The sequence below is a fragment of the Acuticoccus sp. MNP-M23 genome (assembly GCF_031195445.1).
GTDB lineage: Bacteria > Pseudomonadota > Alphaproteobacteria > Rhizobiales > Amorphaceae > Acuticoccus.
Window position 1 is genome coordinate 4,242,075 of record NZ_CP133480.1, and the last position, 24,525, is coordinate 4,266,599.

Below are 24,525 nucleotides of genomic sequence, written 5' to 3' on the forward strand. Positions count from 1 at the left end.
GCCTACCAATTCCCTTCCGGCAGATAGAGGTCGAACAGGGTGACGAAGAAGAGATAGCCGACCCCTGTCACGCAGATGGCGATGATGGCCGACAGCCCCGCCACCTTCAGCGGTGCGCGGCTGTCCTCCAGCGAGAACAGGACTGCGACGGTGAAGGTGTAGGCCAGCGTCGCAATCCAGTAACCGGCAGGCTCGAAGAGGGCGATGAAGCCAAGGGTCAGCGCTGCCAGGATCAGCGGCTTGATGGAGAAGCGTTCGCCGTCATCGGTCCGAAAACCACCCAGCGCACCGACCAGAATGCGCCCTGCCGCAACAAACATGATGGCCGAGAGCAGCATCGGCAGGAACGCCGGCCCGGGTTCGCCGAGCTGGAAGGGCCGCGGCATCTTCAGCGTCTCGATAAAATAGCCGGTGTTCATCACCAGCAGGAACAGGGCGAAGATTGCCTCACGGTTGATGAAGGACGCCATGTTACCGCTCCTCGAAAGCCTGCCCGACCCATGCAGCGTCTCGGCAAAAGTTCGGCCCGCGCGACGCCAATGTCGCGCGAGCCGGATGTGTAGCGCAAACGCGAATGCGCCGCGTTATTTGTTGATGAGGCCCTCTTCGGCCAGCTTGTTGAGCATGGCTTCGGCGCGCTCGCGGGTGCGGTCCACGTAGGCCTGCGCGTCGTCACCCGACATCCAGTACGGCGTCAGGCCCAGCGTTTTGGCCTTCTCCTGGAATTCGGGATTGTCGAACGCTGCCTTGAAGGCTGCAATCAGGATGTCCTTGTTTTCCTGCGGCGTGTCGGCGGGGACGGCAATCACGCGCATCCCGCCCCAGCTCACGTCATAGCCGAGTTCCTTGAGGGTCGGCACGTCGGGGAGCTTGGGGTCACGTTCCTCGCCCATCACCGCCAGAACCTTCACGTCGCCCGCTTCCACGGCCGATGCGATGGTGCCGAAGCTGACCGATGCCGCATCGTTCTCACCCGAAAGCAGTGCTTCGCGCTGGGGGGCGGAGCCGGACGGGAACGGCACGTGGTTGAGCTCGATCCCCAGCTTGTCGGCCATGTCGAGCGCGTGGAGGTGCCAGATGCCGCTGTTGCCGGAGTTGGAAACGGTGATTTCGCCGGGGCGCTCCTTCGCGGCCTTCACGAAATCGTCGATGGATTCCCAGCCGGTGTCTTTCCCCACCGCCAGCACGGTCGGGTAAAGGGTGACGTTGGCGAGGATGGACAGCTTGTCCATGTCGTAGCCCGGCACCAAGTCGAAATACGGCACGGTGATCATGGAATCCCACGTCATCGAGCCGATGGTGTGGCCATCCGGCCGCGCGTTCATCAGGCGCAGCGTACCCACACCGGACTGGGCGCCGGTGATGTTCTGGGTGTTGATGTCGACACCCAGAGGCTCCTGCGCATATTCCATAAAGGTGCGCATGGCGGTGTCGGTGCCGCCGCCCGCGCTCCACGGCATGATGTGGGTCAAATCACGCTTCGGAAAGTCCTGTGCGGACGCGGTTCCGGCGGTCAAGGCAACGCTCGCCAGTGCGGCGGCGGCCAGGCCGAGGTTTCTCCAGTTGCGCATTCGTGCACTCCTAATCTCTGCGAGATGTGTTGTGTGCAGATTGTTATACAGGCTGGCATGCCTTGCAAACATGATTTGTGAACACCCTGCCGAAGCGGTAGGCATTGCCGCAGACACTGTTGATTGGAGAGGTTATGCGCGACGCGCCGATTAATCTGCCGCGCGAGGGCGAAGTGGTTCTGGACCATGTGGGCCATTTTGTGCCGGATGCTGCGGCCTGTGCCGATGCGCTGACCGCCGCCGGGTTCACCGTGACGCCTTACAGCGCGCAGGTGGTGCCGGACCCCGAAACCGGCGAGCCGACCCCCACCGGCACGGGAAACGTCTGCGTGATGCTGGGCTCCGGCTATCTGGAGTTTCTGGTCCACACCGCCGATACGCCGCTCGGACAGGAGTTTCAGGCAGCGCTGGCGCGGCGCGCCGGGCTGCATCTGGCCGCCTTTGCCGTGCCCGACGCGGAGGCAACCCACGCTGCATTGTCAGCGGATGGCTGGCCGATGCGCCCGCTTGCCCGCTTCTCGCGCACCGTCGGCACCGAAGATGGCGAGGCGACGGCCCGCTTCACTGTGGCGCGGCTCGAAAAAGGCACGATGCCGGAAGGCCGCATCCAGCTTCTCACCCACCACGACGAGGCCGCCATCTGGCAGCCCCGCTGGGTGACCCACGAGAACAGCGCAGTCGGCCTTTCCGGCATGACCATTGCGGCGCCCGATCCGGCCGAGGCCGCCGCGCGCTTCTCGCGCCTGTTCGGCCGCCCGGCCGAGGCGACTGCCGCCGGCCATGCCGTCCGGCTCGACCGCGGTGTTCTCACCTTTGTGGAGGAAGCTGCCGGCACTCATCTGGCGGGCCGGGACCTTGAACCCGGCCAACCCGCCATCGTGGCCTACAGCCTCAAGGTGGCGGACCTCGAAACCGCGCGGGATGCATTCGCACGGGCCGGCATCGGCGCGGCGCAGGCGCAAGGGGCGCTGGTGGTCCGCTTCCCCGAGGCGCTGGGCCTCGGGGTCTGGATCGTCCACACCGGCTGATTTCAGCCGGGCAGCTTCAGCCCCGCATTGCGGGCGTAGACCTTGGCAACGGCGGCATCGTCCTCGCCGCCAAGGCCCATCCCGGCGGCTGCCACAAATTGCTGGAGCGCCGCTGCGGTAATCGGCGCGCTGAAGCTCGACGCCCGCGCAATGTCGAGCACGATGCCGAGATCCTTGGGCCAGATGTTGACCGAACTTCTGGGGCTGTAGTCGCCATCCACAATGTGCGGCGCGCGGTTCTCCAGCATCCACGACGTGCCGGCGCACTGGGAAATCACCTCGACGAACTGCGAAGGCTCGATCCCTTGCGTCATGGCAAAGGTGGCAGCCTCTGCCATCACGGCAATGTGGACGCCGGCCAGCATCTGGTTCACGGCCTTCATGGCCGAACCGGCGCCGGCTTCGTCGCCAAGCGCAAACACGGTCTGTGCAACATGGTCGAGCACGGGCTTTGCCGCGGCAAAGGCCTCGGGCGTGCCGGATGCCATGACGCTGAGCGCGCCGCTTGCCGCCTTGGCCGCACCGCCGGAGATGGGCGCGTCCAGATAATGAACCCCGTATTCAGCCGCGCGGGCAGCCATGTCGCGTGCGAAGGCGGGCGGGACGGTGGCACAGGCCATCACCACGGCGCCCTTTTTCAGGGACGGAACGATCCCGGCATCGCCGAACAGCACCGCATCGGTCTGCGCTGCGTTGAGGACGACCACCACAACCGCATCCAGCGAGCCGGCTGCCTCATCCAGCGTACCGGACGCCCCGCCTTCGCTGCGAAACTTGTCCACCTGTGCGGGATTGATGTCGCTCCCCCACACCTCGTGTCCACCTCGCAGCGCCGATGCGGCAATGCCGTATCCCATCGACCCCAGCCCGATCACCGCTACTTTCATGCCCGCTCCACTCTCAAAGTCCTGTCGGTATCCACGGAAAAATTCGTACCGCATTGCGGGTCATACCGCACGGACGATCACATTGCGGCAATTTCAAACGCCAAAGCGGTGTTCCTTTGCCACCACACGTCCGATGCGGATTTCGCTTGCACCGATGCCATCTCGTCGCTGTGCCGTCAGCCGCGCCATTCGGCGCGGGCATCGGCCAGCGAACCGAGGGGCAGCAGGAGCTGCGGCACCCTGGCGGCCAGCGCACGGGCGCGGATCGGCCGCGGCGGACGGGCGGCAAGGGGGAGCGGCGCGTCGCGTCCGGCGGCGAACGCTGCGGCCAGCGCGCGCCCGAGGTTGGTGGTCAGCACCAGACCGCGTCCGTTGCAGGCCACCACCGAGTAGCGGCGCGGCCCCAGCGTCATCACACGAGGCAGAAAATCACCGGTGAGGCTGGCCTTTCCCGTCCATGTGCGCGCAATCGTCGTGCCTTCCAGCACCGGGAAAATGGCCGCCAGCCGGCGTTCCGCGGTCCGCGCCACACGGGCGGCACCGCCAAGCTGGGTGAGCGGCGCCATGCCGCCGGTGCCAAGGCGGCCATCCGCCGTCCAGCGAAGCGAGAAGAGATTGTTGCGCGTGTCGGACATCGCCTCCCCGCCGGGGAGCACACTGGCGCGCTGTTCGGGCGACAGGATATTAGTCACCATCTGGTAGACGATGAGCGGGACGATGGTTTCGGCGTCGGCGTCGGCAAGCCCGGCAGGCTGTGCGTTGGTGGCCTGCAGCAGCGTCGCCGCGCGCACCGTGCCGCCGGGCGTCTCAACCACCCAGCCGCCATCTGCGGCGATGATCGCACGCGCCGGGCTCTCTTCAAAAATGCCGGCGCCCGCGGCAACGGCAGCGCGCGCCAGCCCGCGGCTGTACGCTGCCGGGTTGAGGTGCCCGCCCGAACGGTCGAGGATCGCCCCGTGATAGCGCGCGCTGCCAAGCCGGGCGCGGGTTTCGCCCGCATCCAGCAGGGTCACGTTGGCGCCCGCCGCCTTCCACGCGGCATGGCGGGCGGCAAGTCCCGCCACAAGCGATGGCGCATGGGCCGGATTGAGCCAGCCGGACTGGACCGCGTCACACTGGATGCCATGCCGTGCAATCAGCTCGAACACGGTATCGGCGCCGCGTGCCACCATCGCCACAAGCCGCTCGCCATCGGCGCCCAGCGCAGCAACCGCGCCCTGGGGCGAGACGCGCGGCAAGCTGGGGACCACCAGCCCGCCATTGCGGCCCGATGCCCCGTGCGCCACCTTCGATGCCTCCACCAGCACGACCGACACGCCGGCCTCTGCGAGCGCCAGTGCGGTGGAGAGGCCGAGAATCCCGCCGCCGACAATGGCAACATCGGCCGCAACGTCGCCGGTGAGCTTTGGGGCCTCAAAAGTCTCGCCGGAGGTGAGCGCCCAGTGGTTGGCGGCTTCGGCGCCCATCAGCGGCGCTTCAGCGCGATCATCTCGATCTCGACCTTGATCTCCTCCAGCGGGAAACCGACGATCACGGTGGTGTTGGTCGGCCGCGGCGGCGCGAAGCGCTGGCCCAGTTCCTGCGAAACGGCCGCAACGTCGGCTGCGTCGGCGAGGTAGACGCGAACCTGCACCACGTCGGCGAACGTGGCATCTGCTTTTGCCAGCGTTTCCTCAATGGTTTTGAGCGACTGGCGGGCCTGGCCTGCGGCGTCGTCCGCGATGGTGCCGGCCGCATGGTCGTGGCCTGTGGTGCCGGAAACGAACACCCATTCGCCGTCGATCACGGCGCGGCTGTAGCCGGCCATTTCCTCAAAACGGGACCCTGTGGTGATGGCGGTGCGGGACATGAAAACTCCGAGTGGGTTGCCGGGTGGATCTACATCACCCGGCGCCGCTCTGCCACCTGCCCGCGCTCTTACGCCGGCGTCAGGATGTGGACGTTCTCGCGGTCGATCCCAAGCGCGATGTTGTCGCCGTTGGGCGGCTCGTCCTGCCCCTCGTGGGTGACGAGGACGGTCTCCCCCCCGCCCACATCCACATGCAGGAGCGAGCCGGCGCCGGTGTATTCGGCGAGCACGACTCGCCCGTTCAGCACGGCATCGTCCATACCCGCGACATGAAGGTGCTCCGGCCGCATCCCCACCACCTTGCCGGCGGGCACATAGATGCCGCCCGCCGAAAGCCGCTCGGCGACGAATGCGCCGGGCAGAATGTTCATCTTGGGGCTGCCGATGAACTGGGCGACGAACACGTTGGCGGGGTTGTTGTAGAGGTCGCGCGGGGTGCCGACCTGCTCGATCTGCCCGCCCCGCAGGACCACGATCTTGTCGGCAAGCGTCATCGCCTCGATCTGGTCGTGGGTGACGTAGACCATGGTGTTGGCAAGGCGCTTGTGGAGCGCGGCAATCTCGGCGCGCATGTGGACGCGGAGTTCAGCGTCTAGGTTGGAGAGCGGCTCGTCGAAGAGGAAAACGTCCGGGTTGCCGCAGATGGCGCGGCCGATGGCAACGCGCTGGCGCTGGCCGCCGGAAAGTTCGCGCGGGAAACGGTCCAGCAGCGGGCCGAGCTGGAGCGTTTCGGCGGCTTCCTCGACGCGGGCGACGATGGCGGCGGGCTTCTCGCCGCGCACCTTGAGGCCGAAGCCCATGTTGTCGCGCACATTGAGGTGCGGATAGAGCGCGTAGGACTGGAACACCATCGCCACGCCGCGTTTCGCCGGTTGCACCTCGTTGACACGCTTGCCGCCGATGAAGAGGTCGCCTGAGGTGACATCCTCCAGCCCCGCGATCATGCGCAAAAGCGTGGACTTGCCGCAGCCGGACGGGCCGACGAACACCACGAACTCGCCGTCCTCGATCTCGAGGTCGATGCCGCGGATGACCTCGGTCCGGCCGAAGGCCTTCTTGATGTTCTTGAGGGAAAGGCTGGTCATCGGCGGCTTTCAACGGTTGGCACGTACAGAACGGTCATCCCTTCACCCCCGACATGGCGAAGCTCTCGACGATCTGGCGCTGGGCGATGATGTAGACCGCCAGGATCGGCACCACCGCGAGGCTGGTTGCGGCCAGTTGCAGGTGCCACAGCGGCGCGCCGTAGGGGTCGGTGAAGTTGGAAAGGGCGAGCGGCAGCGTGAAGAGCTCCAGCGAGGAGAGGAACACCAGAGGCTCCAGAAAGAGGTTCCACGAGAAGAGGAACGTGATGATCGCCACCGCCGCCAGCGCAGGGCGCGACATGGGGAGCGCGATCTTCCACCACACACCCAGCGTGGTGAGCCCGTCCATCCGCCCTGCCTCCTCAAGCTCCTTCGGCAGCGCGACGAAATACTGGCGCATCAGGAACGTCGCCATCACGCCGTGCGGGCCGAAGACCGGCAAGAGGATCAGCGGCAGGTGCGTATCGGTGAGGCCCATCCAGCGGATCAGGAAGAAGTTGGGCACGATGGTGACTTCTTCGGGCACCATCAGCGCCGAGACGAGGAAGAGCATCAAAAGCCCCGCCCCTGCAAAGCGCAGCCGCGCCAGCGCGTAGCCGGCGAGCGAGGCGACCACCAGCGTCAGCCCCGTGACCGACACCGCGATATAGAGCGAGTTGAAATATTGCCGCGCGAACGGCTGGTAGGTGAAGACCTCGACGAAGTTTTCCCAGTGCCAGACGGTGGGGATCAGGCTCGGCTGGCCGAAGATCTCCGCCGCGCTCTTGAAGCCCGACGACAGCATCCACAGGAACGGGAAAACGAAGGGGACCGCCGCAATCAGCAGGGAGACCGTCCAGAGCGTGCGGTTGAGAAAGCGCCACTGTTTCGTGGTCATCTGACCTGCCTCCGCCGCAGCGCGAACTGCACCAAGGTCAGCGCCAGGACGATCACGAACATGATTATGGCAAGCGCGGAGGCGTAGCCCACCTCGAAGAACTCGAATGCCTGCTGGTAGATGTAGAAGGCGAGCACCAGCGTGCCGTTTTCGGGGCCGCCGCCGGTCATCAGGTAGATGTGGTCGAACACCTTGAACGAGCCGATGGTGGTGATGACCATGATGATGAGCGTGGTCGGCGCCAGAAGCGGCCAGATCACCATCTTGAACACCTGCCAGTGGGTGGCGCCCTCAAGGCGGGCCGCCTCCTCGTAGTCGCGCGGAATGGTCTGGAGTGCGGCGATGTAGAGGATCATGTTGAGGCCGACCATCTTGATGACGCGCGTGACGATCACGGCGGCCATCGCCCAGTCCGGCTCGCGCAGCCAGTTGGGGCCGTCGATGCCGATGGAGGCCAGCATCTGGTTGACCGCCCCCGCCTCGCCCTGGAGCAGGAATTTCCACACGATGGCCCACGCCACGGCGGACGTGACGACGGGCGCGAAGAAGATGGTGCGGAAGAAGACGACGCCGAAGAAGGGCCGCGACAGGGCGAGCGCCAATGCCAGCGCGAGCGCCATGTTGAGCGGCACGAGGCCGGCGGCGAAGATCACCGAGTTGCCCATCACCTGCCAGAAATCGGCGTTGACGGTGAGCGCGTCGGTGTAGTTGGCGAGCCCCACGAATGTCATCTGGCGGGACAGGAGGTTCCACTCCGCGGTGGAGTAGATGAAGACGGCAATGAGCGGGCCGAGGAAGAAGATGGCAAAACCGATGATGGTGGGGCTCGTCATCAGCCATGCTTCGATGGCCTCACGCCGGCGCAGCGTGAGCCCCGGCACGCGCAATCCGCGTGCCGGCCTTGTCGTGTTTTCGGCCCGGCTCATCGATCAGCTCAGAGCTGCGGCTGGATGGCGGTGCAGATGGCCTGAAGCGCCTTTTCCACGTCCGCATCCGGGCGCCACAGCGCGTCGCTGCGCGGCTTCAGCGCGGCGAGGATCTGCGGCATGTTCTTGGAAGACGGCAGCACCGAGCCGGTCTCGATGGCGGTGGCGACGTTTGCCATCTGGTCCGCCGGGATCAGCGCGTTGGCTTCCACCAGCACGCCGCTCTCCAGCACCGATTTGCGCGCAGGCGGGAAAAACTGCGCCATGATCTTCACATTCTCGGCGTTGGTCATGTGGGCAAGAAACTCGGTGGCAAGCGCCTTCTGGTCACCCTCGGCAAACACCACGATGCCGGCCTGGCCGATCACCGGCGCCTCGCCCGCGGGGCCGGTGGGGAGCGGCGCAATGCCCCAGTCGAACGCCACGTCCGAAAGGCGGGAGGCGCGCGAGATCTGGTTGACGGTCATCGCCGCATCACCGGAGAAGAAGTCACCGGTCTCGCCGGGGGGCACGATGGACTTGTCCTTGAACACCATGTCGTGGAGGACGGTGACGGCTTCCACCGCCTCCGGCTTGTTAAAGCCGCACTCGCCGTCCTTCCACGCGTAGCCGCCATAGGCGCGGATCGGCGGCATCAGGGCGTGGAGGATGCGGCTGTCGTAACCCTCGCCGTCCTTGAAGTCGAAGCCCCAGGTGCCGGTCTTGTCCTTCAGCGTCTTTGCGGCGGTGCGCCAGGCATCCATGGTCCACTCGCCCTTGGCCGACAGGGCGAGCGGGTCTTCGAGGCCGGCTTCGTCGAACAGGGTCTTGTTGTAGTAGACCATGAAGGGCGAGGTGGAGAACGGGATGCCGTTGACGGTATCGCCGTCCTCCCACAGGCCCATGGCGGGCTTGGAGAAGTCGGCAAAGTCGTAACCGGCTGCGCCTTTCAGCGCCGGGCCGACATTTTCGAGCACGCCCGCGTCGGCGAATGCAGGAGCCGCATCCTCGAACATCCAGCCAAGGTCCGGCGTGTTGCCACCGGCAATCTGGAAGGTGAGCTTCTGGGTGTAGTCGCCGGCGGGGATGGTCTCGAACGAGACCGTCACGTCCGGATGGGTGGCGGTGAAGCTTTCCGCGATGCCATTCAGCATCGACAGGTGCGCCTCGCTGCCGGTCCACACGGTAAAGCGCAGGTCCTCCGCAGACGCGGAGCCCATAGCGCCGAACGCCAGAGCGCAGGCGGCGGCACAGCTCATCAAAGTGGTCTTCATGGCATTCCTCCCTGTGAGGTTTGCGGGCGGCGTTCTGTCACCGTCCCGTTCTGGTAGTGAAACGGCGCTCATTGCGCCGGGCCGGGCAGCGTTCCCGGCGGATCGCCGATGCTCCATCCGCCATCGACCGGAATGTTGGCGCCGGTGACGTAGCCGGCCGCATCGCTGGCCAGAAACAGGGCCGGCCCCACGAGATCGTCCACCCCTGCGGGGCGCCCTGCGGGAATTTTTGCGGTGACGGCTGCGCGGAACGCGGGGTCTGCGTAGCGCTCTGCCGTCCGTTCGATCTCAACGGCACCCGGCGAAATCACGTTCATGGTCACGCCCCGGCCCGCCACCTCGCGCGCCATCGCCTGAATGGCGGTGAGCTGCGCGGATTTCAGCGCGGCGTACACCAGCGTTTCGGCCCGCGGGCGGGACGCCATGATGCTGCCGATGGCAATGACGCGGCCCCAGCCTGCTGCGGTCATCGGCGGCAGCAGGCGCTGGCACATGGCAACAAGGGCGGAAAAGTTGGCAGACACATGCCGGTCAATGTGCGTGTCGGTGATCTCGTCCCACGGGCAGCGCACCTCGATGGCGGCATTGGCGACCAGAATATCCACCCGCCCCGCCGCCGCTGCGTCGTCAGCAAGGGCGCGTGCGGCCCCTTCTTCGGTAAAATCGGCGGCAAGGACCTGAACCTTGCGTCCGCATTTTTCCGCTGAGGCCGCCGTGCCCGTGGCGCCCTCCGGGTCGCCGTGGTGGTGGACGATGAGGTTGGCACCGTTTGCGGCAAGGGCCAGCGCGATGGCACGGCCGATCCCGGCATTGGCGCCGGTGACCAGCGCCGTGCGCCCGTCCAGCGGCACGGCAAGACCGATCATGACGGCGCGCTCCGTGTGCTCAGCGTATCGGTTGCGCTCAGCGTATCGGCCACTTCGAAGGAGGCAATGTCGGCGGCTGCGTAGTGCGCGACCATGGCAGCTTCCGCACCCGCCTCGTCACCGGCTTCAATGGCGCAAACTATGTGGCGGTGACGCTCCACGGTGGCCACCCAGTCGGCATCCGTGCGGTTGGAGCGGCGCGAGAACAGATCGGAGACCTCCCGCTGCACCGCGCGAAGACCCTCCATCTGGATCTCGATCATCCGGTTGCCGGTGGCCAGCGCCATGCCGTGGTGGAAGGCAACGTCACTGTCGGTGAAGGCGTCCGATTTCTTCAGCGCCTTCTCCATCGCCGCCACCGCGGAATGCATCGCCGCAAGACCGGCAGCTGCCTGCCGCCGGGCGGCCAGCTGCGCAATCCCGCGCTCCACCACCAGCCGCATCTCGTTGGCTTCGCGCAGGCGCGTCAGGCTGGAGCGCACGGCGTAGCCGTAAAAACGGTCCAGCGGTTCGCCGTTGAGCGGCTTTGCCCGCGCCACCTTCCCCTGCTGGGTGTGGATGAGACCCGCCCCGGCCAGCTGCCGCAACGCCTCCCGCGCAATGGGCTTGGACACGCCGAATTCCCTGGCGATCACACCTTCGGACGGGAGCGGATCGCCGGGCCGAATGCGCCCGTCGAACAGCGCTGCGGCAATGGCGTCGGAAACGGCGTCGGCCAGCCGCGTCGGCGTTTCCAGCCGCGCGCCGAACACATCGCCCACCTCCCGCTCTTCGCTCATCAGCCCGTCGCTCCCGTTGGCGAGGGTCAATTAGCAAAGCCCCCTCAACTTAGCAACTAGGTTTTCTAGTTGATAAGTAATTCAGCTTGGACTAGACGACGCTTCCAGCCAGCGCCGTCGCGCGCACAACCGGGAAAAGAGGCCGCATGGAGGCGCCGGACCGCCACGAGATCCGCGAGATCCGCGCATTTGCGCTGACGCAGCGGTTGCCCCAGCCGTCGAAGACCTCGTGGGGCAGCTACGATGCGGTCTCGATCGTGATGGTGAAGATCACCACCGAAACCGGCCTTGTGGGCGTCGGCGAAGGCCTGGCCCGGTTTGCGCCCGCCGCCTTTGTCCATCTCATCAACGATGCTCTGGCACCGCGCCTCATGGGCCGTGACGCAAGCGCAATTGCCACACACTGGAACGCCATGCGCCGCGCCCTTTCGGGCCGCGCGGGCGGGGTGCTGGTGGAAGCGCTCTCGGCCATCGACATCGCGCTGTGGGACATACTGGGGAAGGCTGCGGGTCTGCCGCTCTACCGCCTCCTTGGCGGCACCGGGCGCACCGCTGTCCCGGTCTACGCCGCCTCCGTCGGCTGGGCCGACGATGCCGCGGCGGACGCTGCGGTCGACCAATTCATGGCACGCGGTTTCACCCGCATGAAGGTGAAGCTCGGCGCGCCAGTGGACCGCGCCTGCCGCAGGATCGAGCGGATCCGCGCCCGCGCTGGTGACGCCATCACCCTCAGCGCCGATGCCAACTGGGCCTACAGCCTGGACGAGGCGGTCACCGTGGCCGCCGCCCTTCACGCCAACGGCTATGAATGGTTCGAGGAGCCGCTCCGCCCCGAAGACGAAGGCGGTTACCGCGCGTTGAAGGCCCGAACCGATGTTCCCCTCGCGGCCGGCGAAAGCAATTTCACGCTGGATGAGGCGCGTGGCCTCGTGGCGGACGGCACGCTGTCGGTGCTGCAACCCAACGTAACCCGCTCCGGCGGCATCACCGAAACGCGGCGGATGGCCGAATTCGCCGCCATGCACGACGTGGCCTACGCGCCGCACAACGGCATGAGCGGCATCGTGTGCGAGGTCGCGAGCCTGCACCTTGCCGCCGCGCTGCCCAATGCCGCCGTGATGGAATGCGCCCTTGCCCCCAATGCCTTCCGCGACGGCCTTGCGGACATTGCGCCCGGCTCCGCACGCGCGGCTGGCGGCACCCTCACCTGCCCGGAAGGCCCCGGCCTCGGGCTCGAAATTGACTGGACCCGCTTGGCGGAGCTTGCCCGATGACAGACGACACGATGCCCCGCACCGCCGCCGGGCCGATCACCATCACCGATGTGATCGCTCACCCTCTGACGCAGACGCTGCCAAAACCCACCATCACCTCATGGGGCACCTACAGCGAGGTTTCGATGGTGCTGGTGGAAGTGCGCACCGATGCCGGCATCACCGGCGTCGGCGAAACGCTCGGCCGCTTTGCACCGCGCGCATACGCCGAAATTGTCGAGACGCTGCTGAAGCCGCGCCTCGTGGGCCGCGAAGCCACCGACATAGCGGCCCACTGGAACACGATGCGCCGCGCCCTCTCCGGGCGCGCGGGCGGCATGTTGATCGAGGCCATTGCCGGCGTCGACATTGCACTGTGGGACATTCTGGGAAAAGCGGCCGGGATGCCGATCGCCACGCTTCTCGGCGGCACGGGACGGCGGCAGATCGACGTCTACGCCGCGGCGGTCAACTGGCTGGACGATGGCGCCGCCGACGCCGAACTCGACCGCTACCTTGAGCGGGGGTTCAACCGCATCAAGGTGAAGATGGCGCGGCCGGTGACGCAAGCGTGCCGGCGCATCGAGCGCATCCGCGCAAGGGCGGGCGACGACATTGGCCTTTGCGTGGACGCCAACTGGGGTTTCACGCTCGACGAGGCGCTGGTGGTGGCCGATGCACTCAGCGCCAATGGCTATTTCTGGTTCGAGGAGCCGCTGCGGCCCGAGGACGAAGCGGGCTACAGGGAGCTGCGCCGCCGCACCAACGTTCCGCTGGCTGCCGGCGAGAGCAATTATACCGTCGATCAAGCGCGCCATCTGGTGGAGACGCGCACCCTTTCGGTGCTGCAGCCCGATGTGGCGCGCGCCGGCGGCATCACCGAAACGCGACGGATGGCGCTTCTGGCCGATGCCTACGACGTGGGCTACGCGCCCCACATCGGCATGTCCGGCATCGTGTGCGAGACGGCGAGCGTCCACCTCTCCGCCGCCATGCCCAATTTCCGCGTCATGGAATGCGAGACCGACGCCAGCCCCTTCAAGGTCGCGCTGGCGGACCTTTCCCCAGGCTGCGTGCGCGCCGAAAACGGCACGCTCGACGTGCCCACCGGCCCCGGCCTCGGCCTTGAGATCGACTGGGACGCGGTGGGACGCCTCACAGTCCGATGACCATCCCCGCAAGGAGAACCACGATGAGCGCCCAAACCCTCGACGCGGACGCGATCCGCCAGGCAATGGTCCTTGCCAATCCGGACCTCAGCCGGTTCGAGCCGCTGCGGCGCATCATCAGCCACGACGATTTTTCGCGCGGACACTGCGGCTGGTCGCAGCTGGTGGGCAATTATGAAGGCTCGCTGGATTCCATGTTGCCGGGCTACGCCCAGCATTCGGCCGCCATGCTGTCCACCCTCGCCCACTGGGACGCGGGCTCCCACGGCGGCATCGACAGCTCCTATGCCCTGAAGATTGCAACGCGGGCGCGGGCGGGGGCGCAGAATGTCGCGATCAAGCGGCTGACCACACGCAAGCGCGGGCCGATCCGCTTCGAGGCCTACGTCACCTTCAAGCCCGAGGCCACGGAGCTGAAACTCGGCGACGTGGACGTGCGCTCCTTCGGCCTCCTGTTCGACCTGCAGGGCGGCGATCGTGACAGGGACGCCGCGCGCATCATGCCGCACCTCAGATTCCTGAACGCTCTCGATGGCGAGACGCAGCAGAAATGGCAGTTCAAGGCCGAAACAACGCCGTTCAAGCCGCTTGGCGACGAGAACAAGACCGCAACGCACTACCATCTGTCGCCAGAAGGCTGGCAGGATATTCCGGGTGGTGACCAGCGGCTTTGCTATAACGAAATCGCCACCAAGGTGAACTGGACCTACATCCGATTCGACTTCGATCTTGCCGCCATGAAGGCGCTCGCCTTCCAGTGCAACGACCGGGAATTGGACCTGTCGACGTTCAGCAACATCGAGATTCCGGCGATGAGCAACCTTTGGCAGATGCTCAATTTTTGCTTCTTCGTGGAGACGAATTCGGCCAAACGGGCGTTTCTCTACGTCGATTCGGTCTGCATTTCGGGAGATTTTTGAGATGCTGCCGGAGAACATCACCGCCGTCGTCGCCCGCAACGAGCGGTGGAGCGGCCATGCCGCCACCGAACCTTATGAGGCCGGCTGGGCCCGCGAGATCATCATCTTCGTCCGCGCTCTCAAAGCACCAACGGGGCAGCCTCCCGCTGCCCGCGTTCAGATTTCGCCCGACGGTATCCACTGGGCCGACGAAGGCAGCACGCTGGACCTGCCTTCCGCCGCGCAGCCCCTGGCATTTGTCCGCGTTGCGCACTTCGGCAATTTCGTCCGTCTGGCCGCCGATTTTGCGGACGGGGCCGATGCTGTCGTCCTCGTCACCATCCACGCCAAGGCGTGAGGGCTGCGGCCATGCCCGGCCAGCCTCGGTGTGCACGGCCGCCGCGGTCTGGCTGGGCGCGGGTTGCGCAAGGGGTCCGGACCGTGTTGAGGTAAGTCCACCTCGTCGGATGAGCGTCCGTCGCGAGTCGGCCGGTTGTTTGACGACCGACCCATGGAGTGCGCAGCTCAGACGTGTTGCCCCCAAACGAATTTGCGGCCGGGTCTTGAACCCTCACACGCAAGCGAGTAAATGAGGGTGGCTAAGTTACCATGGTCGACTACTGTCTCCTTACTGGCTGCAGTCACGCGATTTTGCTCTGACGGCGCCGGGCTGCCACAACTGTGTGGGCAGCAATAACATTCAGGAGAATTTCATGGCCAATGGTACCGTGAAGTGGTTCAACCCCTCCAAGGGTTTTGGTTTCATCCAGCCGGAAAGCGGCTCGCGCGACATCTTCCTGCACATCTCTGCAGTTGAGCGCGCTGGCCTCAGCCAGCTCGACGAAGGCCAGAAGGTTACGTTCGACATCGAAAAGGGCCGCGACGGTCGCGAGTCGGCAACGAACCTGACGCTCGTCAACTAAGTCTGACGATCCGAGAATTTGAATAGGGGCGGCGCTTGGCGCCGCCCCTATTTTTTTGTGCCCGGCCCACCCTGCAGCAGCCGCGCTCGCACCGCCCGCCCCCACGGCCCCGGTCGATTCGCCCGGCCTTCGCAACCGAAGGCGACGCGCCGCACCGCGGTTAAAATGCCCGAACATCGCCTTTTGCCGCCAACTGCGCGGCCAAGGGGAACGTGCAGGCGCATCCGGCGGTTGTACGCATATGAAACATCAAGATCTTTCCTGGACGATCCCTGTCATGCGCGCCGGTTATGCTGGTCGTGCGCTCGTCTATCTCGTGGTGGCGGGCTTTTCGCTCTGGGCGATCTGGCATGGGGGGACCGCCGAAGGCACCTCCTCCGCCCTCGGCCGGCTGGAACACAGCTGGTGGGGCATGATCCTCCTGGCGCTCATTGCCCTCGGCATGGCCTCCTACGCGCTGTGGCGCCTGATCGACACCATCTTCGACCTCGAAGATTACGGGACCGAGGCGAAAGGCCTGATCGCGCGAACCGGGATGCTGGTCACCGGCATGGTGCATCTCGCGATCGGCGCGCTCGCATTCTCGCTGCTCTTTTCCAACAGCAGCCAGGGAGATGGCTCAACCATCACCAAGACGCTTGATGCCGTGTTGGGAATGCCCGGCGGACGCATCCTGATCGGCGCGGTCGGCCTCATCATCATCGGCGCCGGCTTCTACTATCTCCACAAGGCATGGCAGGAAAAATACCGCGAACGACTGCGGGCCAATCACTTCACGCAGCACTGGAACCCCGTTCTGAAGGCCGGTGTGCTGGCACAGGGCGCCATCATCACAGTGATCGGCGTGCTCGTGCTTTATGCAGGCATCAAAGCCGATTCGTCCGAGGCGGGCGGCGTCGGTGCGGCGTTCAGCTGGATCTCCCAGCAGGCCTACGGGCAGATCCTGGTGACGCTCAGCTGCATCGGCCTTCTCGGCTTCGCGGTGTTCTGCCTCGTAAACGCCGCCTATCGAATCATCCCGAAAATCGCGACGGGTGACGTAGAAACCCTGGCCGCGAGCCTGAAGGCGAAAGCCAAGGCCAACGTCTGAACGGCTTTCGCCTGCAAGCGGAGGATGATGAAACAGCGATCGGTCGGGAAAACGGCCAACCGGTCGCTGGAGACCGGTCGCACAGGCCAAGCTCAAGCAGCTGACCTGGAAATTATGGCTGGGGGACGTGGACTCGAACCACGACTAGCGGAGTCAGAGTCCGCTGTTCTACCATTAAACTATCCCCCAAAAGGGTCGGCTGCGCGGTAACGCTGCCGGGGAGCGCCAGCGTCTGTGCGCTGTGTCCGAGCGGGGAAATGGCAGCTGGCCACCGTCCCGTCAAGAGCCTTTCGCGCAAACGATCAATCGGAAAGCGCCGCTGACGTCTTGTTCAGCGGTGCCGGCGCACTGCCCGGCCGGTCGCGATCGAGGCCGAGTGCCGCCAGTTCCGCCTCGTATTGCGCCCAGTTGGCACCATGCTCCGCTGCAAGAGTGTGGAGCGATGTCAGGGGATAGATCCCTGTGGAATGGCCATCGTCGAAGCTGATGCGCACCGCATAGCGGCCAATCGGGGCCACCGCGTCGATTCGCACCTTCGCCTTGCCGCCAATCACCGTCCGGCGGCCGCCATGGCCGGTCCGCTCCGCAGACGGCGTGAACACGCGCAGATATTCCGCGTCCAGCGGCTCCACGGTGCCGTCCGGATAGTGCACGGCAAGGCAATTGCGGTCGGCATTGATCCGAAGCTCCGCCGGCCATGAAAAATCGCTCATCAATCGCTCCGAATTGCTGGATGGGGATTGGGAATTTTCCCGACAGGGTGCCATATGGGTGTCATGACATCTTCGAGCACCCGCCCCCTCGTCGACACGTTCGGCCGTACCGTATCCTACCTCAGGATCTCGGTGACGGACCGCTGCGACTTTCGCTGTGTCTACTGCATGTCGGAGCACATGTCCTTTCTTCCCAAAAAGGACCTGCTGACGCTCGAAGAGCTGGACCGGGTCGCTTCGGCTTTCGTCGAGCGTGGCACCACCAAGCTGCGCATTACCGGCGGCGAGCCCCTTGTCCGGCGCAACGTGATGAGCCTTTTCCGCGCATTGTCCCGCCATCTGGCCAGTGGTGCGCTGAAGGAGCTGACCCTCACCACCAATGGCTCCCAGCTTGCTAGGTACGCGGCGGAGCTGGCGGATATCGGCGTGCGCCGCGTCAACGTCTCGCTGGATACGCTGGATGCCGACACCTTCAAGCGGATTACCCGCTGGGGCGACCTTGGCCGCGTCATGGAAGGGCTGAATGCGGCCAAGGCAGCGGGCCTCAAGGTCAAGATCAACATGGTGGCGCTGCAGAACGCCAATGCCCACGAGATCGAGCCGATGCTGCGCTTCTGCCACGGCGAGGGCCACGACCTGACCCTCATCGAGACCATGCCGCTGGGTGAGATCGAGGAGGACCGGACGGATCAGTACCTCCCCCTGTCCGCCGTTCGCGCGGGCCTTCAGGAACGCTACACGCTGACGGATCTGCCGGACTCCACCGGCGGCCCGGCGCGCTATGTGCAGGTGGCGGAAACCGGCGGGCGGATCGGCTTCATCACCCCCCTCACCCACAATTTCTGTGAAAGCTGCAACCGCGTGCGGCTCAACTGCACGGGCACGCTGTATCTCTGCCTCGGACAGGACCATGCGGTCGATCTGCGCGAACCGCTGCGGGCATCGGAATCCAACGAAGCTCTCCATGCTGCCATCGACCGGGGCATGGTCATCAAGCCGAAGGGCCACGATTTCGTGATCGAACGGCGCGGCGCCGGTCCCGCCGTCTCGCGTCACATGTCATCCACCGGCGGGTGAGCGGCAGCCGCCGGGTCGATGCCTGCATCGTTCCGGAAAGTTTGAAGGTCTGGCAGTTGCACCAGTGTTCCGTGCCAACGTAGCGTGTCGCCACGCCTGACCGGCGCCGTCCGGTCCGCGCCAGCCCTTAACCCGCCAAGACCCAGGAATCGAACCGATGCGCTGCGAGCCGCTCCCCCCGGACCCTGCCGCGCCGGCGAGCGGGCACGCAACGCCGGCCACTTCTCCGGCAGCCGCCGGGCCCGCCATGCCGAGCCCGTCCGATGCGCCGGTGCTGCTCCTCATCCTGGTGTCGACGATCCAGCCCATGGCGCTCAACATGTATGTGCCGGCCATGGCCGCCATGCAGGGCGACCTTGCCACCACCGCCTCCCTCATTCAGGCAACGCTGTCGGCCTTCCTCGCAGCCACGGCATTCGCGCAGCTTGTTGTGGGACCGCTGAGCGACATCTACGGCCGCCGGCCCGTGCTGATCGGCGGGGCGCTGGTCTTCACACTCGGCACCATCGTGTGCATCGCCGCGCCCAACGTGGAGGTGCTCATTGCGGGGCGGATCATTCAGGGCGCCGGCGGCTGTGCTGGGCTCGCCCTCTCCCGCGCCATCATCCGCGACATTCACGGCACGCGCACCTCCGCCTCCATGATCGGCTATGTCACCATGGGGATGGCGATTGCACCGCTGATCACGCCCGCCATCGGCGGTTTCCTCTACCAGATCTCATCGTGGCGGGTGATCTTCGTGGTCATGGGGATTGCCGGCCTCATCAGCCTGTTTGCAACCGTCACGCGGCTGCGCGAGACCCATCCGCCCGGCCCGCACGGCAACGGCGTCTTCGCCAACTGGCGGCGCGAAGTGGCCGAGCTGCTGACGATCCGCGATTTCTGGCTGGTCTCCGCCACTCTTGCGGCGCTGTCGCTGGCCTTCTTCTCGTTCATTGCCGGCGGGGCATTCGTCGCCTCATCCGTATTCGGCCTCGATGCGCAGACCTACGGGCTCTATTTCATTTTTGTGGTCACCGGCTATGTGGTCGGCAACTTCTTCACCGGGCGCTATTCGGCACGCATCGGTGTGGTGCGGATGATCCGCATCGGCAACGCCATCTCGCTCATTGGCATCGGCGTTGCGGTCAGCCTTGCCGTGGCCGGGGTCGCGAGCCCTCTGGCGCTGTTTGCCCCCATGCTGATTGTGGGCACCGGCAACGGCTTCGCGCTGCCCAACTGCATTGCAGGCTGCGTCAGCGTCAGGCCGGATCTTGCGGGCACCGCGGCCGGGGTCGCCGGCTTCTTTCAGATCGGCAGCGGCGCCATTGCCAGCGTCGGCATCGGTCTCGTGATCGAGTTCGAGGTGTTCCCCGCGTCGTCCTGGCCGGTGCTGGCCCCCATGGCGTGCGGCGGCATCCTCGCCTTCATCCTGGCCTTCATGCTGAGCGCGCGCCGCTTCTCCTGAACGCTGTCGTCAGGCGTCCTCGAACACGATCTTCGGAAACGGCTTGCCCGTGACCCCTTCCAGCGACGCTTTCAATCCCTCGGCAATCCTGCGGTAGGCGGCGCCTTCGCCGGTATCGTCGAGCGCAACGGGCCGTCCCGCGTCCGCCGCCTCGCGGATTGCCATGGTCAGCGCAATTGCACCCAGGAACGGCACGTCCGTTGCCGCGGCTTCGGCCTCGCCGCCGCCATGGCCGAAGATCGCGGTTTCGGCCCCGCAGCTCTGGCAAACGAAGGTTGCCATGTTCTCCACCATCCCGAGGAGCGGGATCTTCACGGTGCGAAACATCTGGGCTGCCTTGCGCACATCCACCAGCGCAAGGTCCTGCGGGGTCGTCACCAGCACCGCGCCGTCGAGCGGCGTCTGCTGCGCCAGCGAGAGCTGGATGTCGCCGGTGCCGGGCGGCATGTCGATGATCAGGCAGTCGAGCGGACCCCATCGCGTGTCGCGCAGGAGCTGGTTGAGCGCCCCGGTCACCATCGGTCCGCGCCACACCACCGGCTGCTCGGGCTTGATGAGATAGCCGATGGACATGGCCTTGATGCCGAATGCCGACACAGGCGCAAAACCGCCGGGCTCGGTCTGCGGGTTGTGGTCGTTGACGCCCATCAGCGTCGGCACCGAAGGGCCGTAGATGTCGGCGTCCAGCAAGCCGACGCGCCAGCCCGTGGCCGCCAGCGCCACGGCAAGGTTGAACGAAACCGTGGACTTGCCCACCCCGCCCTTGCCCGAGCCGACCGCAACGATGCGCGCAATCCCGTCAACCGGCCCGGTGCGGGCACCGCCGCCCTTTGCCTGCGCAGCCGGCGCCTCCGCAGCAGGCGGTGCCGGACGGGGCGGCGGCGCACTCTTCTCATCGGTGCCGGAATTGCCCGTTGGCGCGGCGCCTCCCGGCCGGCCGACACCGGCAAGCCGCTTTACCTTGCCCATGATCCCGTTGCCGCGGCGGGCCTCGGCCGGTGGTGCGCCTTCCTCCAGAAGTGCCGCCAGCACGCGGTCCACCCCCGCCAGCGCCTCGACGCGGCGCTGCGCGTCGGCGCGCACGGGCTCCATCGCCGCCCGCTCGCCGGGGGCAACCGCAATGGCGAACCCCACGCGGCCATTCTCCACAACCAGCGAACGGATGCGCGAGAGCGCCAGTGCCCCACCGTCCGGCATTGTCACATCGGCAAGCGCTGCCTCCACCGCCGCGCGGTTCACCTGGTCGTCAGCCATAAAATTCCCTTCGCCGCAGCCCGCCCCATCCGGGCGCGCCGCTGCATCCTTGTTAACCGCCGTTGACGCGCGCCCGCAAACACTGATGATGCCGGTCCCGAAGTTCCCGCCATCCGGATCCGAACATGCGTCCCCCCGCGACGAGCCGCCCCGCCCCGTGACCGCCTTGCCCGAACGGTTCGCCTTCCTTGCCGCAGAGACCGAAGAGGCGCGCGCGGCAGCCGACCTCCTGTCCCGCCGCTACCCGGCGGTGGACCCGGATGATGCCGACGTCATCGTCGCCCTCGGCGGTGACGGCATGATGCTGCAGACGCTCCACCGCTTCATGTCGTCCGGCAAGCCCACCTTCGGCATGAACCGTGGCTCGGTCGGCTTTCTGATGAACGAGTACACGCTGGACGATCTGCCCGCCCGCATCGCAAGGGCCGACACCAAAACCATCCGCCCCCTCGCCATGACGGCGGAGGATGTCTACGGCGAAGTCACCACCGCGCGCGCCATCAACGAGGTGTCGCTCCTGCGCCAGTCCCACCAGGCGGCCAAGCTTTCGCTCCACATCGACGGGCGCGCCCGCCTCAAGGAGCTGATCTGCGACGGTGTGCTGGTGGCGACCCCGGCCGGCTCCACCGCCTACAACCTGTCCGCCCACGGCCCGATCCTGCCGATCAACGCCCAGCTTCTGGCGCTGACGCCAATCTCCGCATTCCGCCCCCGGCGCTGGCGCGGCGCGCTCCTCCCGTCCCACGTCACCGTCACGATCGAGTGCCTGGAGCGCGACAAGCGGCCGGTCGCCGCTGCCGCCGACCATGTGGAGATCCGGCGCGTGGCCAAGGTCGAAATCCGCGAGGACCGGGACGCCTCCTGCATCATCATGTTCGACCCCGACCATTCGTGGGACGAACGCATCCTCGCCGAACAGTTCACCTACTAGCCGCATTGCGGCTGCCATGCCGGGCCGTTGACGGCTCCGCTGCCGCGCGCCACGCTCGACCCATGATGCAGCGTGGATGTGCCGCAGCGGCCGGAACACCCCGGCGGAAAACCGATGGATGGGACCATGGCAGGCCTCTACTACGAGGATTTCGAGGTGGGTACGGTCACGCGGCACACCTTGTCGCGCACCATCACCGAGGCCGACAATATCCTCTTCTCCAACATGACATTGAACCCCCAGCCCCTCCACATCGACAGGCATTATTGCGAGCGGCACACCGAGTGGGGCCAGCCCATCGTCAATTCGCTGTTCACGCTGGGGCTGCTTATCGGCATTTCGGTCAACGATCTCACGATCGGCACCACCGTCGCCAACCTCGGGATGAGCGAAACGCGCTTTCCCCACCCCCTCTTCAACGGCGACAGCCTCTACGCCGAAACCAGAGTCCTCTCCAAGCGGGGTTCGAAGTCCCGGCCGGACGTGGGGCTTGTGGAGCTGGAGCACACCGGCCGCAACCAGAACGGTGTGATCGTCGCGGTGACGAAGCGGGTTGCCATGATGAAGAAGCGGGAGACCTGATTGCGCTCCTGGCTGTTCGTCCCCGCCGATTCAGAGCGCAAGATCGAAAAGGCGTTCCTGACCGAGGCCGACGTGGTCATTCTCGACCTTGAAGATTCCGTCGCCCCCGTCCGCAAGGCCTTTGCGCGCGACTGCGCCCTGGCCGCCCGCGACATGGCGCCGGCCCGGACGGCCATCCGCATCAATGCACTCGATTCCGGCATGGTGGACGCTGACATCGCAACCGTTGCCGCCGCCGCCCCGGCGTTGGTGGTGCTCCCAAAGGCTGAGGGCGGTGCCAGCGTGGCCGAGCTTGCCGCCCGCCTTGCCGTCGCCGAGGCCGAAGCCGGGCTTGCCGAAGGCGCCATCGGCATCATGGCGATCGTCACCGAAACAGCGTCCTCCCTGTTCCAGCTCGGGACCTACGCCGACAGTTCAACGCGCCTTTGCGCCATGGGTTGGGGCGCTGAGGATCTGTCCACCGCGCTGGGCGCGAGCCGCACCCGCTGCGCAGATACCCGCCTCACCGGCGCATTTGCGCTCGCCCGCACCCTCACGCTGGCGGGTGCCCACGCGGCGGCCGCCAGCCCGCTCGACGCCGTGTTCACAGCCCTTGGCGACAACGCCGGCCTCAAGGCCGAGTGCGAAGCCGCGGCCGCAGACGGTTTTCTGGGAAAGATGTCGATCCACCCCGCGCAGGTCCCCATCATCAACACCGCTTTCACGCCGAGTGCGGCTGCGGTGAATGCCGCCGAGCGGATTGTCGCGGCGTTCGATGCGGCGCCGGACGCCGGCGTCCTCTCGCTGGATGGAAAAATGGTCGACCGCCCGCACCTTGCCAATGCGCAGCGACTGCTGGCCCGCGCGAGGGCGCTGGGCGTCTGACCGGCAGCGCAACCCGCGCCGCCGGCCGGAACATCAGCCGGGGTAGGTTTCGGCGAACGGCGCCAGCGCCATCGCCTGAGCTTCAAGGGCTTCGAGCGCCTTGTATTCCCGGTCGATCAGCCACGGGCTGGTGATCTTCGCCATCTGAAACGCGCAGACCACGGCAATGTCGCCGCCGTCCGGCCCGTCGGCGCCGCCAAAGGCGCCTGCGGGATCGGCGTTGGCCTCCATGGCGGCCAACCCGTCGCGCGTCTGCGCGGCAAGCCTGTCCAGCCACTCGTCCCAGACCAGCTCCGGTGGACGGCGGCCCTTCTCGTAAAACACCGCCACGATCTTTTCGGTGGTGGAGTGCGCCAGCGCGATGCGCTGGAGCGTCACCCGCCGCGCCGGACCGCTTTCCGGCACGAGGCGCAGATGCGGCATCGTCTCGTCGAGATAGTCGCAGATCGCGAAGCTCTCGATGAGGCTGGTGCCGTCATCCAGCACGAGCGCCGGCACGCGGCGGCTGGGGTGGACGGCGTTCAGCCGGTCCATCACCTCAGGATCGAACGTGCCGAGGATCTCCCGCTCAAACGCCCGTTCCTGCAACGTCAGCCAGATCGCGACCCGCCGCACGTAGGGCGAAAGATCCCGCCCGACGAGTTTCATCAGCCGACCAGCTCGGTGCCGGAGAACCAGAACGCGATCTCTTCAGCGGCGGTTTCCGGCGCGTCGGAGCCGTGCACGGCGTTCTCGCCGATGGAGTCGGCAAAGTCCTTGCGGATGGTGCCTTCGGCCGCTTCCGCCGGATTGGTGGCGCCCATCACTTCGCGGTTCTTGGCAATGGCGTTCTCGCCTTCCAGAACCTGGACGACGGTCGGGCCGGAGGACATGAACTCGGTCAGCTCGCCATAAAACGGGCGCGCAGAGTGGACGGCATAAAACGCCTCGGCCTGACGCAGGGACATGTGGACGCGCTTGGACGCAACCACGCGCAGGCCGGCGCTTTCCAGCCGGTCGATGATCTTGCCGGTGACGTTCTTCTTGGTCGCATCGGGCTTGATCATCGAGAAGGTGCGTTCGATCGCCATGGGTATTGTCCTTTGAAACAGATAATGTGAGCGGGGCAGACCCCGCGTTGCCCGCTTCCTACGCTGGCAGGCGGGCGCGCTGCAACGGCTTGACCGCAACATTGAAGAGAACCGGTGGGAGAAGACCCGTGA

General features: G+C 66.2%; 27 protein-coding genes and 1 tRNA gene. 12 read left to right on the forward strand and 16 right to left on the reverse strand.

The genetic code is table 11. The features are described 5' to 3' along the window. Nucleotides 1-2: 2 nt before the first annotated feature. Together RDV64_RS19535 and RDV64_RS19540 are read right to left on the reverse strand one after the other, a co-directional pair. Nucleotides 3-470 (reverse strand): tripartite tricarboxylate transporter TctB family protein, encoded by a 468-nt coding sequence (locus RDV64_RS19535; protein ID WP_309196635.1) that lies wholly within the window; start codon nucleotides 468-470, stop codon nucleotides 3-5. 114 nt (nucleotides 471-584) lie between these two features. Next, entirely contained in the window at nucleotides 585-1,571 is a 987-nt protein-coding gene (locus RDV64_RS19540; RefSeq protein ID WP_309196636.1) for a tripartite tricarboxylate transporter substrate binding protein, read from the reverse strand. Between the two features lie 134 nt (nucleotides 1,572-1,705). On the opposite strand from RDV64_RS19540, the gene RDV64_RS19545 reads away from it, so the two are divergent. Then, the gene (locus RDV64_RS19545) at nucleotides 1,706-2,599 is read left to right on the forward strand and encodes a VOC family protein (RefSeq protein ID WP_309196637.1); all 894 of its coding nucleotides are present in this window, start codon (nucleotides 1,706-1,708) and stop codon (nucleotides 2,597-2,599) included. 2 nt (nucleotides 2,600-2,601) lie between these two features. On the opposite strand, the gene ltnD is transcribed toward RDV64_RS19545, so the two are convergent. From ltnD to RDV64_RS19590, 9 genes are all read right to left on the reverse strand, one after another. Beyond that, nucleotides 2,602-3,486, reverse strand: a complete 885-nt coding sequence (ltnD, locus tag RDV64_RS19550; RefSeq protein WP_309196638.1) for an L-threonate dehydrogenase — start codon at nucleotides 3,484-3,486, stop codon at nucleotides 2,602-2,604. A gap of 176 nt (nucleotides 3,487-3,662) precedes the next feature. Continuing rightward, on the reverse strand, nucleotides 3,663-4,952 hold the full coding sequence (locus RDV64_RS19555) for an FAD-binding oxidoreductase (protein ID WP_309196639.1): 1,290 nt from the start codon (nucleotides 4,950-4,952) through the stop codon (nucleotides 3,663-3,665). Then, complete coding sequence (locus tag RDV64_RS19560; protein ID WP_309196640.1) at nucleotides 4,952-5,335, reverse strand: Rid family hydrolase; 384 nt, start codon at nucleotides 5,333-5,335, stop codon at nucleotides 4,952-4,954. Before RDV64_RS19560 ends, RDV64_RS19555 begins: the two co-directional genes overlap by 1 nt. A gap of 68 nt (nucleotides 5,336-5,403) precedes the next feature. Then, nucleotides 5,404-6,420, reverse strand: coding sequence for a sn-glycerol-3-phosphate ABC transporter ATP-binding protein UgpC (locus RDV64_RS19565; protein WP_309196641.1), 1,017 nt, complete (start codon nucleotides 6,418-6,420; stop codon nucleotides 5,404-5,406). Between the two features lie 34 nt (nucleotides 6,421-6,454). Next, nucleotides 6,455-7,297 (reverse strand): carbohydrate ABC transporter permease, encoded by an 843-nt coding sequence (locus RDV64_RS19570; protein ID WP_309196642.1) that lies wholly within the window; start codon nucleotides 7,295-7,297, stop codon nucleotides 6,455-6,457. Beyond that, nucleotides 7,294-8,223 carry a sugar ABC transporter permease gene (locus tag RDV64_RS19575; protein ID WP_309196643.1) on the reverse strand — a complete coding sequence of 310 codons (930 nt, stop codon included), beginning with the start codon at nucleotides 8,221-8,223 and terminating at the stop codon, nucleotides 7,294-7,296. The genes RDV64_RS19570 and RDV64_RS19575 overlap by 4 nt, the downstream gene beginning before the upstream one ends. 8 nt (nucleotides 8,224-8,231) lie before the next feature. Further along, entirely contained in the window at nucleotides 8,232-9,476 is a 1,245-nt protein-coding gene (locus tag RDV64_RS19580; RefSeq protein ID WP_375143771.1) for an ABC transporter substrate-binding protein, read from the reverse strand. Nucleotides 9,477-9,544: 68 nt separating this feature from the next. After that, complete coding sequence (locus RDV64_RS19585) at nucleotides 9,545-10,342, reverse strand: SDR family oxidoreductase (RefSeq protein ID WP_309196644.1); 798 nt, start codon at nucleotides 10,340-10,342, stop codon at nucleotides 9,545-9,547. After that, nucleotides 10,339-11,121: an FCD domain-containing protein gene (locus RDV64_RS19590; RefSeq protein ID WP_309199553.1), complete on the reverse strand. Its 783-nt coding sequence runs from the start codon at nucleotides 11,119-11,121 to the stop codon at nucleotides 10,339-10,341. The genes RDV64_RS19585 and RDV64_RS19590 overlap by 4 nt, the downstream gene beginning before the upstream one ends. A 146-nt stretch (nucleotides 11,122-11,267) precedes the next feature. Here RDV64_RS19590 and RDV64_RS19595 point away from each other — a divergent pair, with 146 nt between their 5' ends. From RDV64_RS19595 to RDV64_RS19620, 6 genes are all read left to right on the forward strand, one after another. Next, the gene (locus tag RDV64_RS19595) at nucleotides 11,268-12,395 is read left to right on the forward strand and encodes a mandelate racemase/muconate lactonizing enzyme family protein (RefSeq protein ID WP_309196645.1); all 1,128 of its coding nucleotides are present in this window, start codon (nucleotides 11,268-11,270) and stop codon (nucleotides 12,393-12,395) included. Continuing rightward, on the forward strand, nucleotides 12,392-13,543 hold the full coding sequence (locus RDV64_RS19600) for a mandelate racemase/muconate lactonizing enzyme family protein (RefSeq protein ID WP_309196646.1): 1,152 nt from the start codon (nucleotides 12,392-12,394) through the stop codon (nucleotides 13,541-13,543). The genes RDV64_RS19595 and RDV64_RS19600 overlap by 4 nt, the downstream gene beginning before the upstream one ends. Nucleotides 13,544-13,566: 23 nt before the next feature. Further along, nucleotides 13,567-14,463, forward strand: coding sequence for a DUF6772 family protein (locus RDV64_RS19605; protein WP_309196647.1), 897 nt, complete (start codon nucleotides 13,567-13,569; stop codon nucleotides 14,461-14,463). A 1-nt stretch (nucleotide 14,464) separates the two neighbouring features. After that, nucleotides 14,465-14,800, forward strand: a complete 336-nt coding sequence (locus tag RDV64_RS19610; RefSeq protein WP_309196648.1) for a hypothetical protein — start codon at nucleotides 14,465-14,467, stop codon at nucleotides 14,798-14,800. 355 nt (nucleotides 14,801-15,155) lie between these two features. Then, on the forward strand, nucleotides 15,156-15,365 hold the full coding sequence (locus RDV64_RS19615) for a cold-shock protein (RefSeq protein ID WP_309196649.1): 210 nt from the start codon (nucleotides 15,156-15,158) through the stop codon (nucleotides 15,363-15,365). Nucleotides 15,366-15,420: 55 nt separating this feature from the next. Further along, a complete protein-coding gene (locus RDV64_RS19620) occupies nucleotides 15,421-16,455 on the forward strand; it encodes a DUF1206 domain-containing protein (protein ID WP_309196650.1) in 1,035 nt (344 codons plus the stop codon). A 115-nt stretch (nucleotides 16,456-16,570) separates the two neighbouring features. Here the strand turns inward: RDV64_RS19620 and RDV64_RS19625 are convergent. Continuing rightward, a tRNA-Gln gene (locus RDV64_RS19625) sits at nucleotides 16,571-16,644 on the reverse strand. A gap of 113 nt (nucleotides 16,645-16,757) precedes the next feature. Further along, nucleotides 16,758-17,168, reverse strand: a complete 411-nt coding sequence (locus RDV64_RS19630) for a DUF971 domain-containing protein (protein WP_309196651.1) — start codon at nucleotides 17,166-17,168, stop codon at nucleotides 16,758-16,760. Nucleotides 17,169-17,231: 63 nt separating this feature from the next. On the opposite strand from RDV64_RS19630, the gene moaA reads away from it, so the two are divergent. Together moaA and RDV64_RS19640 are read left to right on the forward strand one after the other, a co-directional pair. Then, on the forward strand, nucleotides 17,232-18,245 hold the full coding sequence (gene moaA, locus RDV64_RS19635) for a GTP 3',8-cyclase MoaA (RefSeq protein WP_309196652.1): 1,014 nt from the start codon (nucleotides 17,232-17,234) through the stop codon (nucleotides 18,243-18,245). Nucleotides 18,246-18,402: 157 nt separating this feature from the next. Then, entirely contained in the window at nucleotides 18,403-19,692 is a 1,290-nt protein-coding gene (locus RDV64_RS19640) for a multidrug effflux MFS transporter (protein WP_309196653.1), read from the forward strand. A gap of 9 nt (nucleotides 19,693-19,701) precedes the next feature. Here the strand turns inward: RDV64_RS19640 and RDV64_RS19645 are convergent, their stop codons facing one another. After that, nucleotides 19,702-20,946 carry an Mrp/NBP35 family ATP-binding protein gene (locus RDV64_RS19645; protein ID WP_309196654.1) on the reverse strand — a complete coding sequence of 415 codons (1,245 nt, stop codon included), beginning with the start codon at nucleotides 20,944-20,946 and terminating at the stop codon, nucleotides 19,702-19,704. A 157-nt stretch (nucleotides 20,947-21,103) separates the two neighbouring features. Between RDV64_RS19645 and RDV64_RS19650 the strand changes: the two genes are divergently transcribed. The 3 genes from RDV64_RS19650 (at nucleotide 21,104) to RDV64_RS19660 (ending at nucleotide 23,323) form a co-directional block, all read left to right on the forward strand. After that, on the forward strand, nucleotides 21,104-21,877 hold the full coding sequence (locus RDV64_RS19650) for an NAD kinase (RefSeq protein WP_309196655.1): 774 nt from the start codon (nucleotides 21,104-21,106) through the stop codon (nucleotides 21,875-21,877). A 126-nt stretch (nucleotides 21,878-22,003) separates the two neighbouring features. Continuing rightward, nucleotides 22,004-22,459 carry a MaoC family dehydratase gene (locus tag RDV64_RS19655; RefSeq protein WP_309199554.1) on the forward strand — a complete coding sequence of 152 codons (456 nt, stop codon included), beginning with the start codon at nucleotides 22,004-22,006 and terminating at the stop codon, nucleotides 22,457-22,459. Beyond that, nucleotides 22,460-23,323, forward strand: a complete 864-nt coding sequence (locus tag RDV64_RS19660) for a CoA ester lyase (protein WP_309196656.1) — start codon at nucleotides 22,460-22,462, stop codon at nucleotides 23,321-23,323. It abuts the gene before it with no gap. Between the two features lie 33 nt (nucleotides 23,324-23,356). Here the strand turns inward: RDV64_RS19660 and RDV64_RS19665 are convergent, their stop codons facing one another. Both RDV64_RS19665 and ndk read right to left on the reverse strand, forming a co-directional pair. Continuing rightward, nucleotides 23,357-23,971: a glutathione S-transferase gene (locus tag RDV64_RS19665; RefSeq protein ID WP_309196657.1), complete on the reverse strand. Its 615-nt coding sequence runs from the start codon at nucleotides 23,969-23,971 to the stop codon at nucleotides 23,357-23,359. After that, nucleotides 23,971-24,393: a nucleoside-diphosphate kinase gene (gene ndk / locus RDV64_RS19670; protein ID WP_309196658.1), complete on the reverse strand. Its 423-nt coding sequence runs from the start codon at nucleotides 24,391-24,393 to the stop codon at nucleotides 23,971-23,973. Before ndk ends, RDV64_RS19665 begins: the two co-directional genes overlap by 1 nt. Nucleotides 24,394-24,525: the final 132 nt, after the last annotated feature.